The sequence below is a fragment of the Glutamicibacter sp. 0426 genome (assembly GCF_001906485.1).
GTDB classification, from domain to species: Bacteria; Actinomycetota; Actinomycetes; order Actinomycetales; family Micrococcaceae; genus Glutamicibacter; species Glutamicibacter nicotianae.
On record NZ_MPBI01000001.1, the window covers coordinates 667,428 to 681,412 of the forward strand.

Below are 13,985 nucleotides of genomic sequence, written 5' to 3' on the forward strand. Positions count from 1 at the left end.
TTAACAGTCATTCAAATCCAGATGAAGGGTTGACTCGAATGCAAGGGCGCTTCCGGTACCACCGGCAGCAGCCATGAGGGCTATGGCTTGCTGGCCATCCACTTGGGCCTGCTGCGACTGCCAAAACAAGCGTGTAGTCAGAATTGCACCGCTGGCACCGTATGGATGGCCCAATGCCAAGGCCCCGCCATTGAGATTCACGTTTTGCTCTGGAATTCCCAATTCATCGAGGCATGCGAGCGCCTGAACGGCAAAGGCTTCATTGAATTCAATGAGGGGAGTGCCGGATGCGGTGGCAGACGGCAAGAGGCTGATCAGCTTTCGGTAAGCCGGCACTGCCGTCATTCCGAGAACCTGGGGATCGCAAGCACCGTGCGCTGAGGCCAGATATCGCAGTGCAAAGTTCGCGTTCAGTGCCCGGCGCATTTGTCCGCTGACCAAGATCACCGCGGCCGCCCCGTCATTGATCGGGCAGGAGTTTCCCGCCGTGACCGTGCCACCGGGTACGAAGGCGGGCTTGAGTGCTGCGAGCTTTCGGAGTGTCAGCCCGGACCTGGGGCAGGTGTCAGACGCGATTCGTCCGCTACTCGTGCCGACGGAAACGAGCTCATCCGCGAAGAGTCCGGCAGATTGAGCGCGCAGGGCACGTCGATGGCTGCGCAAAGCGAACTCGTCTTGACGTTCCTGGGTAATCGCCTTGGACTGGGCGATGGCTTCCGCGGCAACGCCCATGTCGGGATCTGGATCGGGAGCCGGGGTGAATCGCGCACGCGAGTATAGCCTTGGCGGATCGACAACGGATGATTGCTTTTCGACGCGCCACGGAGCCGTACTCACGGACTCCACTCCGCCTGCCACAACAACATGGGCTTCACCGCAGCGGATCATTCGGGCACCGGCTGCAATGGCGTCCAATCCACTAGCGCATTGGGCATCAATGCTCGTCGCGCCGACAGTGTTCGGCAGTACCGATGCCAACGCAGACACGCGGGCAATATTTCCTCCCGGACCAGCCGCGTTTCCGGCAAACACATGGTCGACTTGAGCAGGAGAAATTCCGGTTCGTTCCAATAGCGTATTGATCACCTGCGCAAGCAGATGATCAGCACCAACCCGGGAGAATTCTTTGCCTGCCCTGACGATCGGGGTACGTGCCGCGTCAATGATGTATGCCTTGTTCATCTGAGCCAGTCGCTCCGTTCGATGTCCAAGTCCTGGTCATTCAACGCCGCGGTATTCAATTTGCCGCTGAAGGTTTCCGGCCACGATCTCAGGTACGTAATCCGGTGAGGGATCTTGTATCGCGACAAATGTTGCCCGAGGCTGGAGAGAAGCGTGGACCGACTGCGTGGTGGCGAAACGGTGTACGCCACCATTTGGGGTTCAGGACCCGATTCATCTAGTCGTACGATGGCGTTGGGCAGTCCGACGGATTCCAGTGCTGTGCTGACTTCACCGGGGTGGATATTGTTGCCGTTGAGATTCATCATCTCGTCGTTGCGGCGAGCGAGCACGACGCGGGCTGAACCCGACGCCAGCATCGCACGATCTCCGATGCCGATCGACTTGCCGCATCGGGAAACGGACGCTTCCGAGCTGGCATCGTAGCCTTTGGCATTGAAAGGGCTATCGATATAGAGCAGGCCGAAACCGGTAGCAGAATCTTTGCCATGGATGTGTGCCCGTACTCCTGGAAACAACTGGCCTTCGAAATATGGTGATGCGGGCTGGTCGGGTTTGCGTTCGCGATAGGCGATGAGGCTGTGTTCGCTGCTTCCGAAGTATTCAACGCAACGTGCCATAGGGGCGATCTCATGAAGCAATTGCACTGTTTCTTGGTGCAGCGCCTCGCCGCCACTGACAACTACTAGCAGGTTGGACAGAAAAGTCGGCTCGGCCAGCTCAAGCACCCTCCTGAGAATTGTCGGGACACTGACGATGCGGGTGCAACTGGACTGAGAGAGCAACGACCTCATGCCGTTCAGATCCCATTTTCCGGTAGCCAAGAATGTGCCGCCAGAATGAACGGATTCGACCATCGCGTACAGTCCCAGGCCATGGGATATTGGACTCGGGCAGAGCGTGGCCTGATCGAGCGAAGCGCCCAGGATTCGGGAACCTGCACTCAAGGATTCTTCTTCCCAGGAGCCAACCGTCCGGACTACCGGTTTGGGCCGCGATGAGCTTCCCGAAGTGCATATGACTAGCAAGTCGCGGGAACCGGATAAGTTTGCCGCGGACGCGACGTAGTCGTCGTCCGCCGGCGACTCTGGAAATGCCATGAGCCTTGATACCCCGGGCAATGTCGTCAAATTGGGAGATTCAATCATGTACTTGCAGTGAAGGCTCGCTGCCATCGTGCTTGCCAAATTCTCGGGCCAAGCGGGGTCAATGACAACCAACGTTTTGCCACTGGCCGCAATGGCGTAGAAGGCGATGGCCATTTCTATTGGGTCGCTGGTACGCGCACCAATGCGAGTGCTCTGCAATGAATCCAGCTGCCGGGCGATAGCGCTGCTTCTCCTCTTTAGCTGCCCGTAGGTCAGCTGTCTTCCAGGAGTCAGCACGGCAAGGCGATCCGGTTGTTGGTCGGCCCACCTCGCCAGCGACTGCCACAGTTCCACGGAACTAGCCCATCAACCCGCGGTAGCTGCGATGCACGGTCAATGCCACCAATGTCGTCACGACAGCCTTGAAGACGTCCCCTGGCAGGAAGCCGAGCGAGCCCAGCAGCGAAGTTCCCAGACCAAGCCCGGTAGTAGCCGCGGTCCACGGAACTCCGAACAAGTAGATGACAACGACGCCCCCGAGGAGCACCGAGATCAGTCCGGACACGAATCGGACACCCTTATTTTCATTGCGCAGGACCCAGTATTTGAAGAGTGCTCCGATAACGAGGGAGCCGAAAATCCAGCCAACGAGGTAACCTCCGGTCGGCCCGAAGAGGACGCCGAGCCCTCCGCGTCCACCAGATAACAGGGGCAATCCTGCCAATGACAGGACAACCACCACAAGTGAGGCCAATGCTCCGCGCCACGGCCCAAGCAACGCACCGGCCAGCATGACACCGAGAGTTTGCAGGGTAATCGGCACAGGGATGATTCCCAGCGTTATGGGCGGGAGGAGCCCCATAGCGGCGATCATTGCGGCAAAGACCGCTACATAGACAGTGTTGCGCGTCTGCGATGTTGAGTCGGTTTTCGTTGGCATAAGAATTCCTTGTCAGTGCGAGTGAGGTTGAAGGACAAATGGACTAGCGTCGGTATGGAGCTGAATCGTAGCCGCGGGCGTCGAGCGCCTCAGCTGTTTCGTCTGCGATTTTTAGTGACCTGATCACTAGCGGAACGCTCACGGCCAACGGGTTGTTGCCCAGGCCACGAGCATGCTGTGCCTCGCGAACTTCCAGATATACCTTTTTCAATTCCGGAATGAAGCGAATAGTCATGGATAAACCCAAGGCGATTTGCGCAGGATTCGCCCCGATGAAACGTAGGGGAGATGCAACCTGCTGGAACAGTTCCAGCATGGCGTCGAAGCTTGTGGTCAGGCTGACAGAATACGCAAACAAGCACATGGTCAGGAGCCGCAGAACCGAAACTATGGCATTGCCCCAATCTGTTTGCAATCCCAGGAGAACAAACACCACGCTGAGGATCATGGCCAACGACATCAATGGCATGCGCAGTTGCTTGAACCCAACCTTGGCCGACAACAGCAGGACAATGCTCAGTATGAATGACAGCAACAAAAGTTGCCACGAGTCAATCAAATAAAGGCTGATGCTCAGTACCAATAGGGCTCCGAATTTCCATCCGGGTTTTATGCGAGCTAGGTACGAAGAATTTTTGGAAGCGATCATGCGTGGCTCCATTGGCGGTAATTCGCGATCGCTTCATCAGGTCGACCATCGAATGCGATTCGGCCATCGGTGACAACGAGGACTCTGTCGAAATCCTCGAGGATTTCCAAATCGTGCGTCACCACTATCGCGCGTTGCTCCAATTTCGCGATCTCACGTTGGAAGGCAAGGCGGTTGCGCAGATCCAGCATCGTGGTGGGTTCATCGAACACAATGGTTCGAGGCTGCATGGCCAAGACGGAAGCGAGCGCAACCATTTGCTGCTCACCGCCCGAAAGCGTGTGGCTTTCACGGTCCGCAAGATGAGAGATGTTCAGCTCTGCCAGAGTCTCGTGTACACGCTTCTGCCTTTCGGCTTTTGGAAGCTGCAGATTCTTCAGGCCGAATGCGATGTCCTCTGAAACCAGAGGCATGATGATTTGATTTGCCGGATTCTGAAAGACGAAACCCACATCGCGACGTATTTGCTTTGCATGCTTTTGCGTATCCCGGTCGCCAACAAACACGGCTCCTTGCGTGGGCAGTACAAGTCCATTGATGAGCCGCGACAGCGTACTCTTTCCAGCGCCGTTTGCCCCGATAATTCCGATGCGTTGCTCGTTGAGCGTAAGGCTGACATCTTTGAGCACGTCGCGCTCTTCAAAGCTGACCGTGACGTTTTCGAATCGTATTGGCGGTAGTTCCACGAATGCTCCAGCGCGAGGATCATAGCTTGAACATCTGATTCGTTGAATGGGCAGTAGTTCATGCTTGCGTTATCGATGACCGGAGTGCCATCGATAACGAGCATACTTGATCACCGTTCAATTGTCTTGATCAGTGTTCAATATATTTCCTATGCGACGAAGAATTGCTCGTAGATCAGGCCTGCGGAAAGGAGGATCATGATGATTCCGGAACACAGTGTTACCACGCGGGCCGCCATCGGCCGTGAGCGGAGCAGTGCGCTCGCGGCCAATGCGACGAGGAAGTAGACGGGGATTGAAACCGAGAAATGCGTCAGTCCAAGCAGGCCTGTTTGCAAGGACAGCGGAAGCGGCTGGGACGAATCCAAGTACTGGGGTATGAGGGCCACATACAGCAATAGGGCCTTGGGATTGGTGCCACTGGTGAGCAGGCCTTTAATGAATTGGCTGCGAGGTGACCGTTGTTCAACTTTATCGAGCAGGGCCACAGACCCCTTGGACGGTTGAGGCAAGGATTGAGAAGAATTTCCGGTCAGCGCTTCAGGTTCTGGGAGTGAAGCCGCATCAGGATTAAAGAATCTCGCGGTCTTGCAGGAACGCAGCGTCGCGACTCCCAGCCACAGCAAATAGAGCGATCCGGCCGCGGTCAGCCACAAGAGAATGGATGGGGAACTCGCTACCAAGGCAGCAATTCCACACACCAAGAGGGCTGTATGAACCAAGTAACCTGCGAGTAATCCCCATACGGCTGGGCGAAAGCCCGCTTTACCAAGTGCCGAGGAAATGATGTATGCCCAGTCTGCGCCGGGCGTGCAGGCCAAGGTAACTGATACCAGGAGGAATCCGGCGAACTGTGCGAGGTCCAATGCTTCTCCAAAAATCCATATTTCAGTGATGTGGCAACCTTAGGCAAAAATTTGTGAAATGTGCTTGCTGAATTTCTGGGGATATCCGTCCGGAAAGCAAGAAAAATAGTACCTGAATGAGTTCTGCGCAAATTATTTGTGCAGTAATCTGAATTCATGGATGATTTAGATCGAGCGATTTTGGCCGAACTGCAGAACGACGGGCGCATGAGCGCGACTGCCGTAGCGGCGAAAGTCGGACTATCTGTGGCTCCCTGCCATCGACGGATCAGAGAACTTGAACGCAAGGGGGTGATCAGCGGATACCAGGCGGTAATTGACCCCGAGCTCATAGGTCTGGGGTTCGAAGCTCTGGTTTTCGTCACCTTGAAGGACCGAGCGCAGCTGAAGCACTTTGAATCAGCCGTAGAGCGTGAGGAGCTAATAGTTGATGCTCAACGCCTTTTCGGCGAACCAGATTTCTTGCTACGTGTCTTCGCCACTGACCTGCCGCATTACCAGCGGGTATACGACGAGGTGCTTGTGGAGTTGCCTGGAGTGGAAAAGCTGACAAGCACCATCGTCATGCGGAATATCAAGGAGCGAGCCATGCTGCCGGTTTAGGAGTTCTTGTCCGCCGGCTTGCCAATGCGAGTTACCGCAGGCGTCAACAGCAGAGAAGTAATGAGCACAATCGCGCAGATCCATAGTGCCTGAGGCAGCTTCAGCGTATCGACGACGAAGCCGATAAAAGGCGGCCCACCTAGCATCGCGCCATAGCCAAAGGCGCTCACGATGCTCACAGCCTTGGGTCCAAGCCGTTCACCGCGGGAAGCGGCAATGCTCATTCCAAGGGGGAATCCCAGTGAACTGCCCAAGCCCCACATCATTGAGCCGAGGCCCACGAGGTACGGGTTTGTTCCGGTGATGAACAGGGCAACACCGAGCAGGCCGATAAGTCCCATGATCAGGAGAGTGTTCTTCGTACCGAGCCGGTCCACTAGTCGACCACCGACAAAGCGTCCCAGCGTCATTGCGGCGACGAATAGGGTGAACATGAGCGCACCGATTCCATGTTCGAAGCCGTGTCCGTCAACTGAAGTTACGGCGATCCAATCATTGGCCGCACCTTCTGTGAAGCTCAGTCCGGCAACCATTACACCCAGTAATAGCAATAGCCAGTTCTTCCTGGTGGCCTGCGCCGGACCTTGGCGGGCATCTTGGTTGCTAGGAACGAAGTTCTCGTTTTCCCAGCAGGTGACGCCCCTATGGGCAATGTAGGCGAGAATGGCAATGAGTACTGAAACTAGGGAAAAGTGCCAGACGCTAGGAATGTGCATCGAGATGGTTGCAGTTGCCAGACCGGCACCTAGTAGTGTTCCCAAGCTGAAGAAGCCGTGAAGGGAAGGCATGATGCTACGCCCCACTCGTCGCTCTACCTGCGCTCCGCTGACATTCATCATGATGTCCAGGCAGCCAAAGGTGATCCCGTATAAGAAGAGTGCAATGTAGGCAAGCGCGGCATTCGACGTTATGGAGATAGCTATGCCGAGCATGACTAGGCATGCTGCGAGTCCAATGGGTAGGCAGCACAATAATCGTCGCGTCGGTACAAATTTGCTGATAGTTGGAATGAGAGAGATGCCGAGCAGCGTGCCGACGGTGCTGCAGATCAAGAACGACCCAAGGCTTAGGCCAGAGAAGTCGAAAACGGTATCGATGATCGATAGGCGGCCCGCCCAAGTCGCAAAAGATAATCCTGCCAGAAGGAATATTAGGTTGATGCTGGTACGTTCCGTGATTCGCTGTCGCGCGAGGTGGGCGACCAGTTGGACCATCAGAGACTATCCCTTTCGATTTCTACAATTCCTAGAGTTTATCTCAAAATAGCGGGATAAGTTACTGTTCAGTCCGGATTCCGTTTGATTATGCGCCGTTGCACCGCTGGTGGTCATGAGATTCACAGAATCAAGGGCCAGCACAGGGCAAAGGAATTGGTTCTCGGGAAGCAATCTGCGCCAGTCAGGTGCATGGGGACGGAGCGTATAGCCATGGTGACTTTGCTCACCAGCAAGTAGGCTCTAGGTAAATAATCGTTCACTACATACCATCCGAGGTGGCAATAATCCGATGGGGTCAGAATTTGGCAGTGTAGTGATAATCGGTGCGGGGCTGGCTGGATTGGTGGTTGCAGCCGAAGCACTTGATGCCGGTCTAAAAGTCCGGATCCTAGATCAGGAAAACTCGGCGAATCTTGGCGGCCAGGCCTACTGGTCTTTCGGTGGATTGTTTTTGGTTGACACCCCGGAACAACGTCGTTTAGGTGTCCGCGATTCATTTGATCTTGCGTGGTCGGATTGGCAACATAGCGCTCAATTCGACCGCCTGGGAAATGAGGATGTGTGGGCGCATCGGTGGGCGAAAGCTTATGTCGAGTTCGCGGCCACTGAAAAGCGATCTTGGATCAAGCGAAAAGGTATTGATCTGACACCAGTAGTGGGCTGGGCTGAGCGCGGCGACGGTCGTGCCGAGGGCCATGGGAATTCGGTACCGCGATTTCACATCGCGTGGGGAACCGGGACTGGCGTATCAGAACCATTCGCCGACAGGATCCGCGAAGGACTGCGCATGGGGCAAGTTCAATTGCTCAATCGCCATCGAGTCACCGAGCTGGTGACTACTGGCCGCTCGGTCACCGGTGTTCGTGGCGAGGTCCTGTCGCCAGATGACGCTCCGCGGGGACAGGGTTCCACCAGAACCGTCCTGGGCCAATTCGAATTTTCGGCTGAGGCAGTGGTCGTTGCGACTGGTGGAATTGGTGGGAACCACGACCTGGTGCGAAAATTCTGGCCGTCTAGGCTTGGCGATGCACCAGAACACATGATCACCGGGGTTCCGGAATACGTTGATGGAAGCGGTATCGAGCTAGCGCAGGCATCTGGTGCACGTTGGGCCAATCAGGATCGAATTTGGCATTACACCGAGGGAATTCAGAATTGGAACTCGATTTGGCCGTCACACGGAATACGAATCCTGCCTGGTCCCAGTTCCATGTGGTTCGACGCAGAGGGAAACCGGCTCAAAGCGCCATGTCTTCCGGGGCATGACACCCTGGGCACGCTGAAGTATCTTCGAACGGATCCAATTGCGCGAAAGTACGACTACTCATGGTTCGTGCTGAACCAGCGAATAGTTGAGAAAGAATTCGCTCTGTCCGGCTCGGAACAGAATCCGGACCTGACTAATCGGGACAAGGCCGGGGTTGTGAAAGACCGGATCTTCGGCAAAGGGGCGCCGGCGCCGGTTCGAGACTTCTTGGACAAAGGCGCTGACTTCGTTTCGGCTACTACCGTGGAAGAACTTGCTACGAAGATGAATTCCATAGCGCCAGAAGCATTTGTTGAGCCGGAGCGTCTCCGCCAGCATTTGCTTGTTCGGGATTCACAAATTGAGAACCCATTCAGCAAGGATCAGCAAATTCAGTCGATCCGCAATGCGCGCAAGTACATTGGCGACCGTCTCACCCGGGCGGTAGCTCCTCACAGGATTCTTGATCCTACTGCCGAGCCGTTAATTGCAGTGAAGTTGCATATTCTGACGCGAAAATCCCTAGGGGGATTGCAGACGGACCTTTCCGGAAGGGTTCTCAAGGAAGATGGAAGCATTTTTGACGGACTCTATGCAGCCGGTGAAGCCTCTGGGTTCGGTGGGGGTGGGATGCATGGATATAACGCGCTCGAGGGCACTTTTTTGGGAGGGTGTTTGTTCAGTGGACGTCAAGTAGGTCGAGCCCTGGTAGGAGCGCTGCAATAAGGAATGGAAACTGTGGTCAAACTATGGTCAAAAACCTGTTTCCGAGTAAACAAAAAGAAACCGCAGTTCACTTGTTTGACCAAGTGAACGGCGGTTTCTTGTCCGTGCCCCCGGCGCGACTCGAACGCGCGACCTAGAGATTAGAAGGCTCTTGCTCTATCCAGCTGAGCTACGGAGGCATAACCGAAAATAGTTTAGCTCATTGTTCCCCAAAAATACGACTTGAGGCCGTTAGGCTGGTGAGATGTACGCGCATCATCATCTGATCTGGGGTAGTTAAGTTGCCGAAATTGAGAATCGGTGGCATTTTGAGCATAGTTTGCTTCTGTGTACTCAGCATGGCGCTGGCCTGGGCGGTTGCACTTCCACTTTGGCGAGGAGATGGCATTAACGATGCCAGGTTGCCGGGCATCGCCACGGCCATGATGTTTACCCCGACAGTAGCTGCTCTAATGATCGCAATTGCAGAGCGACGGGTGAAGAGCTTCCCCGCGGATGTCGGGCTGTGGCCTATCAAGCGACCTGGAAAGTTCCTAATTGCTCTGGTGCTGTCTTACATGATTCCGCTAGCTCTCATTCTCCAGGCGCCGCTCGTCGGAACGTGGCTCGGCGTATTCCCCGGGGATCTGGAGAGCTTTACAGTTCTGCACTTCGTTTCCGGCGAGGCCGGACCAGCCAAGTACCTCCTAGGGCAAGCCGGGGTGATAGTTATCGCCAGTCTCTTCAACACGCTGTTCGCCTTAGGCGAGGAGGTCGGGTGGCGTGGTTGGCTTTGGGTTCGGTTGCAATCGTACGGACAGCTCCCTGCCATCTTGATATCCGGCGCTATCTGGGGCGCTTGGCATGCGCCGCTGGTTCTGTTGGGGTACAACTATCCGATGGCGAAGGGGCCATGGGGTGTCCTGGCCATGTGCGGCATGTGCATCGTATTTGGTGCGTTCCTTGGTTGGTTGCGAACTTACAGCGATTCCGTGTGGCCAACGGCCTTAGCACACGGCGCATTCAATGCGAGCGCCGGACTCGTCTCGCTATTCATGGTGCTGGGAGTACCACTGGATGCAACAAAGGGATCTATTTTAGGGTGGTCCGGCTGGATACTCCCAGGTCTGGTCATAGCAGTAATGATTTCGTTCGGGGCTTTCAAGCAGCAAAGAACAAAGAACTTATCCCCACTCCGCTGATTCCAATACCATCGTCACTTTTAGTGGGCCACCATCAGATTCAATGGCAGAAAAAGTTTCTGGCATTCGGGTCAAGAAGGAGACAGGTTCATGAGTGACCTTGTGACAATCCGAGGCATTGTTGGAACGGAGCCTCAACTCAGCATTACGCCGAAGGGCGTTTCAATCCTGAAATTCCGCGTAGCTACACATGAGCGTAAACGCGACCTTGAAACCGGGCAGTGGGCTGATGGGCCGACCAATTGGTATGCCGTCTCGGCCTTCCGCACGCTGGGGGAGAACTCCATGGAATCGTTGGCGCAAGGCGACCACGTTATGATTTTTGGAAAACTGCAGATCCGGGACTTTGAACGCGCCGATGGAACTCGCGGAATCAGCGCAGACATCGAAGCGTATTCAATTGGTCACGATCTTCGTTTCGGGACCAGTTCATTCAGCCGAGTGCGGGCAGACACTGGCGAAATCGATCGAGTTCAGCATCCATCACGCTCGGCGGACACCGAAGGAAGCTGGCAAAACGATGATGGGGAAGCGGCCTAAACAAGCACGCTTTGGTGGTGTTCGATGGTTTCGTGTGAATCCGGGCACCACCAACTCAAAATAGTGGTGTGTGGATTCGGAAATGACCACGGTAACCGACTAGCCTTAAAGGTATGGCGGAATTCATTTACACGATGACCAAGGCCCGCAAGGCCGTTGGTGACAAAGTCATCCTTGACAATGTCAGCATGTCGTTCTTCCCCGGTGCCAAAATTGGTGTCGTGGGCCCAAACGGCGCTGGTAAGTCAACGATCCTGAAGATCATGGCGGGACTCGATACCCCGTCGAACGGTGAAGCACGTCTTTCACCCGGCTACTCGGTAGGCATCCTCCTGCAGGAACCACCACTAAATGAAGAAAAGACCGTTCTGGGCAACGTCCAGGAAGGCGTCGGAGAAATCTACGAAAAGATCACCCGATTCAACGAGATCTCTGAAGAGATGGCTCAGGAAGGCGCCGATTTCGACGCGCTGCTGGAAGAGATGGGGAAGCTGCAGGAAGCGATCGACGCAGCCGACGCATGGGACATCGACAACCAGCTAGAGCAGGCAATGGACGCCCTGCGCTGCCCACCGGGCGACGAGAAAGTCACCCATCTCTCCGGTGGTGAACGTCGACGCGTAGCATTGTGCAAGCTTCTGCTGCAGAAGCCGGATCTGCTGCTGCTCGATGAGCCCACTAACCACTTGGATGCCGAGTCCGTCCTGTGGCTGGAACAGCACCTGGCATCGTACCCAGGTGCCGTATTGGCCGTAACCCACGACCGCTACTTCCTGGACCATGTCGCCGAATGGATCTGTGAAGTTGATCGTGGTCGCCTGCACCCATACGAGGGCAACTACTCCACTTACCTGGAGAAGAAGCGCGAACGCATGGAAGTACAGGGCAAGAAGGACCAGAAGCTTGCTAAGCGCCTGGCAGAAGAGCTTGAATGGGTTCGTTCGAATGCCAAGGGCCGTCAGACCAAGTCCAAGGCCCGTTTGGCACGATACGAAGAAATGGCAGCGGAGGCCGAGCGCACCCGCAAGCTGGACTTCGAGGAAATTCAGATCCCACCAGGCCCGCGTCTTGGCCAGGTAGTCATCGAGGCCGAGAACTTGAAGAAGGGCTTCGGCGATCGTGTGCTGATCGATGGCCTGTCGTTCTCTCTTCCTCGTAACGGCATCGTTGGTGTCATCGGTCCTAACGGTGTTGGCAAGTCGACTCTCTTCAAGACCATTGTTGGACTTGAAGAGCTTGACGGCGGAACGCTCAAGATCGGCGACACCGTCAAGATCTCCTACGTCGACCAGAACCGCGAGAATATTGACCCTGAGAAGTCGTTGTGGGAAGTAGTCTCGGATGGTCTTGACTACATCAACGTCGGACAGGTTGAGATGCCGTCGCGTGCCTACGTTTCGGCCTTCGGCTTTAAGGGTCCAGACCAGCAGAAGAAGGCAGGTGTGCTCTCCGGCGGTGAGCGCAACCGACTCAACCTGGCCTTGACCCTTAAGCAGGGCGGCAATCTGTTGCTGCTCGATGAGCCTACTAACGACTTGGATGTCGAAACTCTTTCGTCGTTGGAAAACGCATTGCTCGAGTTCCCGGGCTGCGCTGTCGTGGTCTCGCACGATCGTTGGTTCCTGGACCGAGTCGCGACCCACATCCTGGCCTACGAGGGCACTGAGGAAGATCCGGCGAACTGGTACTGGTTCGAGGGCAACTTTGACTCCTACGAGAGCAACAAGGTTGAACGACTGGGCGCCGATGCGGCCAAGCCGCACCGCGTCACCCATCGCCGCCTGACCCGTGATTAATAGCAGGTCATAAAATTAGCCGCCACGAATGTGGCGGCTAATTTTATGCCCTGTGTGGCCCGCATCTGTTAATTCGATGCGGAAGCAGCACGCAATTCGGAGAGCTTCAGATACTCTCGATCCTGGTAGACCAAGTGTTGCTGCAGCCGTTGACCGTGGAGGACTTCGTGGACTTCAGCCGCGATCAGTCGGGAACCTCCAATGCTGATCGAAGAATGAATGCTGGCCCGAAAGGCAACCGGTGCTTCAATAAAGTGCGGTTCACCGGTCGGGAGGATCCGGAAGTTCTGATCACGCGTGAATCGCGGGGCACCGGGCTGGGCAAAGTTGCCAGCCAACTCTTGCTGGTCTTCTCCAAGTAAGTGGATGACGAAGCTTTGTGCAGCAAGTACGGCGCCGGCGGCTCCTGATTCTTTGGCCAGCGAAAACGAAACGGCAACTGGATCGATTGACAGCGACGCCAGAGAAGAGATCGTTAAGCCGTAATATGCCTGGTCGATGGTTGCTGTTATTAGTGCTACTCCAGCCGGGTGGTGACGGAAGGCTGTGCGGAAGTCACTTGATAATTCGCTCACTGAGTACCTCCTTTGCCTGAAGTTAGAGTGCCAACCCCAGTAACTGATGCAAAAGCCCGAGCCTTTGCCAACAACTTTGAATACCTCTACCCTAAGACCTCAAGTAAACTTGAGGTCAAGAAAGGGGCAGGTGATGCTTCACACAGCGGAACATGGCGATTGTGCAAATGAATATCCCGGGCAAGAGCTGCTCAGTATCGGTCAAGTCAGTGACCGCACTGGCGTGGCCAGGTCCGCTCTGCACTACTACGAAGAAATTGGCCTGATCGCGGCTACACGAACGGCTGGAAATCAGCGACGCTTTCCCCGCCACCTGTTGCGGCGGATCTCTTTGATCACTGTGGGCAGCAAATTAGGTATTCCACTCAGCGACATCAAACGTGCCTTGGCGCAAGTGCCTATGGGGAAAATCCCTACAGAAAACGATTGGTTGCGGGCAACTGAAGAGTGGAAGAAAGTTCTCGAAGCGCGGCGACGTGCTATTGAGGAACTAGAAGATCGGCTTATGGGGTGCATCGGATGCGGCTGCCTATCGATGCAGGCCTGCAGCCTGCTGAATCCGGAAGACCAATTAGCGCATGAGGGCGCGGGAGCGCGGCGATTGGAAACTCCTGGAGCTGTTGCGAACGAATCGGAATAGCAGCAGGCCAGGCCTTGAAGCTGGCTCGAAATTTCCATGAATGCGGGGTT

The 13,985-nt window shown here is 55.4% G+C and carries 14 protein-coding genes and 1 tRNA gene; 6 read left to right on the plus strand and 9 right to left on the minus strand.

Annotated features, from left to right (window positions below; translation table 11 throughout):
- From BKX98_RS03170 to BKX98_RS03195, 6 genes are all read right to left on the minus strand, one after another.
- Complete coding sequence (locus BKX98_RS03170) at positions 1–1,182, minus strand: thiolase family protein (protein ID WP_073706109.1); 1,182 nt, start codon at positions 1,180–1,182, stop codon at positions 1–3.
- Positions 1,179–2,624, minus strand: a complete 1,446-nt coding sequence (locus BKX98_RS03175) for a class I adenylate-forming enzyme family protein (protein WP_073706110.1) — start codon at positions 2,622–2,624, stop codon at positions 1,179–1,181. Before BKX98_RS03175 ends, BKX98_RS03170 begins: the two co-directional genes overlap by 4 nt.
- Positions 2,625–2,628: 4 nt before the next feature.
- The gene (locus BKX98_RS03180) at positions 2,629–3,210 is read right to left on the minus strand and encodes a biotin transporter BioY (RefSeq protein WP_038990792.1); all 582 of its coding nucleotides are present in this window, start codon (positions 3,208–3,210) and stop codon (positions 2,629–2,631) included.
- A 43-nt stretch (positions 3,211–3,253) separates the two neighbouring features.
- Positions 3,254–3,859: an energy-coupling factor transporter transmembrane protein EcfT gene (locus BKX98_RS03185; RefSeq protein WP_038990793.1), complete on the minus strand. Its 606-nt coding sequence runs from the start codon at positions 3,857–3,859 to the stop codon at positions 3,254–3,256.
- Positions 3,856–4,545 (minus strand): energy-coupling factor ABC transporter ATP-binding protein, encoded by a 690-nt coding sequence (locus tag BKX98_RS03190; protein WP_038990794.1) that lies wholly within the window; start codon positions 4,543–4,545, stop codon positions 3,856–3,858. Before BKX98_RS03190 ends, BKX98_RS03185 begins: the two co-directional genes overlap by 4 nt.
- Before the next feature lie 149 nt (positions 4,546–4,694).
- Entirely contained in the window at positions 4,695–5,411 is a 717-nt protein-coding gene (locus BKX98_RS03195) for a LysE family translocator (RefSeq protein WP_073706111.1), read from the minus strand.
- Positions 5,412–5,567: 156 nt separating this feature from the next.
- Here BKX98_RS03195 and BKX98_RS03200 point away from each other — a divergent pair, with 156 nt between their 5' ends.
- Complete coding sequence (locus BKX98_RS03200) at positions 5,568–6,014, plus strand: Lrp/AsnC family transcriptional regulator (protein WP_066138706.1); 447 nt, start codon at positions 5,568–5,570, stop codon at positions 6,012–6,014.
- On the opposite strand, the gene BKX98_RS03205 is transcribed toward BKX98_RS03200, so the two are convergent.
- Positions 6,011–7,228, minus strand: a complete 1,218-nt coding sequence (locus tag BKX98_RS03205) for an MFS transporter (protein ID WP_073706112.1) — start codon at positions 7,226–7,228, stop codon at positions 6,011–6,013. The genes BKX98_RS03200 and BKX98_RS03205 overlap by 4 nt on opposite strands.
- A gap of 292 nt (positions 7,229–7,520) precedes the next feature.
- Between BKX98_RS03205 and BKX98_RS03210 the strand changes: the two genes are divergently transcribed.
- Complete coding sequence (locus tag BKX98_RS03210; protein ID WP_073706113.1) at positions 7,521–9,203, plus strand: FAD-binding dehydrogenase; 1,683 nt, start codon at positions 7,521–7,523, stop codon at positions 9,201–9,203.
- A 105-nt stretch (positions 9,204–9,308) separates the two neighbouring features.
- Here BKX98_RS03210 and BKX98_RS03215 read toward each other — a convergent pair.
- A tRNA-Arg gene (locus BKX98_RS03215) sits at positions 9,309–9,382 on the minus strand.
- 159 nt (positions 9,383–9,541) lie between these two features.
- Here BKX98_RS03215 and BKX98_RS03220 point away from each other — a divergent pair.
- From BKX98_RS03220 to ettA, 3 genes are all read left to right on the plus strand, one after another.
- The gene (locus tag BKX98_RS03220; protein WP_083586598.1) at positions 9,542–10,384 is read left to right on the plus strand and encodes a CPBP family intramembrane glutamic endopeptidase; all 843 of its coding nucleotides are present in this window, start codon (positions 9,542–9,544) and stop codon (positions 10,382–10,384) included.
- A 90-nt stretch (positions 10,385–10,474) separates the two neighbouring features.
- Positions 10,475–10,924 carry a single-stranded DNA-binding protein gene (locus tag BKX98_RS03225; RefSeq protein WP_066138692.1) on the plus strand — a complete coding sequence of 150 codons (450 nt, stop codon included), beginning with the start codon at positions 10,475–10,477 and terminating at the stop codon, positions 10,922–10,924.
- Between the two features lie 113 nt (positions 10,925–11,037).
- The gene (gene ettA / locus BKX98_RS03230) at positions 11,038–12,720 is read left to right on the plus strand and encodes an energy-dependent translational throttle protein EttA (protein WP_038990800.1); all 1,683 of its coding nucleotides are present in this window, start codon (positions 11,038–11,040) and stop codon (positions 12,718–12,720) included.
- A gap of 68 nt (positions 12,721–12,788) precedes the next feature.
- On the opposite strand, the gene BKX98_RS03235 is transcribed toward ettA, so the two are convergent.
- Positions 12,789–13,295 (minus strand): flavin reductase family protein, encoded by a 507-nt coding sequence (locus tag BKX98_RS03235; RefSeq protein ID WP_073706114.1) that lies wholly within the window; start codon positions 13,293–13,295, stop codon positions 12,789–12,791.
- A 133-nt stretch (positions 13,296–13,428) separates the two neighbouring features.
- Between BKX98_RS03235 and soxR the strand changes: the two genes are divergently transcribed.
- Entirely contained in the window at positions 13,429–13,935 is a 507-nt protein-coding gene (gene soxR / locus BKX98_RS03240) for a redox-sensitive transcriptional activator SoxR (RefSeq protein ID WP_073706115.1), read from the plus strand.
- Positions 13,936–13,985 lie beyond the last annotated feature (50 nt).

Coding starts and splice junctions, on each gene's coding strand:
- BKX98_RS03170 (WP_073706109.1), bottom strand. CDS start 1,182: ATGAACAAGGCATACATCATTGACGCGGCACGTACCCCGATCGTCAGG.
- BKX98_RS03180 (WP_038990792.1), bottom strand. CDS start 3,210: ATGCCAACGAAAACCGACTCAACATCGCAGACGCGCAACACTGTCTAT.
- BKX98_RS03185 (WP_038990793.1), bottom strand. CDS start 3,859: ATGATCGCTTCCAAAAATTCTTCGTACCTAGCTCGCATAAAACCCGGA.
- BKX98_RS03200 (WP_066138706.1), top strand. CDS start 5,568: ATGGATGATTTAGATCGAGCGATTTTGGCCGAACTGCAGAACGACGGG.
- BKX98_RS03205 (WP_073706112.1), bottom strand. CDS start 7,228: ATGGTCCAACTGGTCGCCCACCTCGCGCGACAGCGAATCACGGAACGT.
- BKX98_RS03210 (WP_073706113.1), top strand. CDS start 7,521: ATGGGGTCAGAATTTGGCAGTGTAGTGATAATCGGTGCGGGGCTGGCT.
- BKX98_RS03220 (WP_083586598.1), top strand. CDS start 9,542: ATGGCGCTGGCCTGGGCGGTTGCACTTCCACTTTGGCGAGGAGATGGC.
- BKX98_RS03225 (WP_066138692.1), top strand. CDS start 10,475: ATGAGTGACCTTGTGACAATCCGAGGCATTGTTGGAACGGAGCCTCAA.
- ettA (WP_038990800.1), top strand. CDS start 11,038: ATGGCGGAATTCATTTACACGATGACCAAGGCCCGCAAGGCCGTTGGT.
- soxR (WP_073706115.1), top strand. CDS start 13,429: ATGCTTCACACAGCGGAACATGGCGATTGTGCAAATGAATATCCCGGG.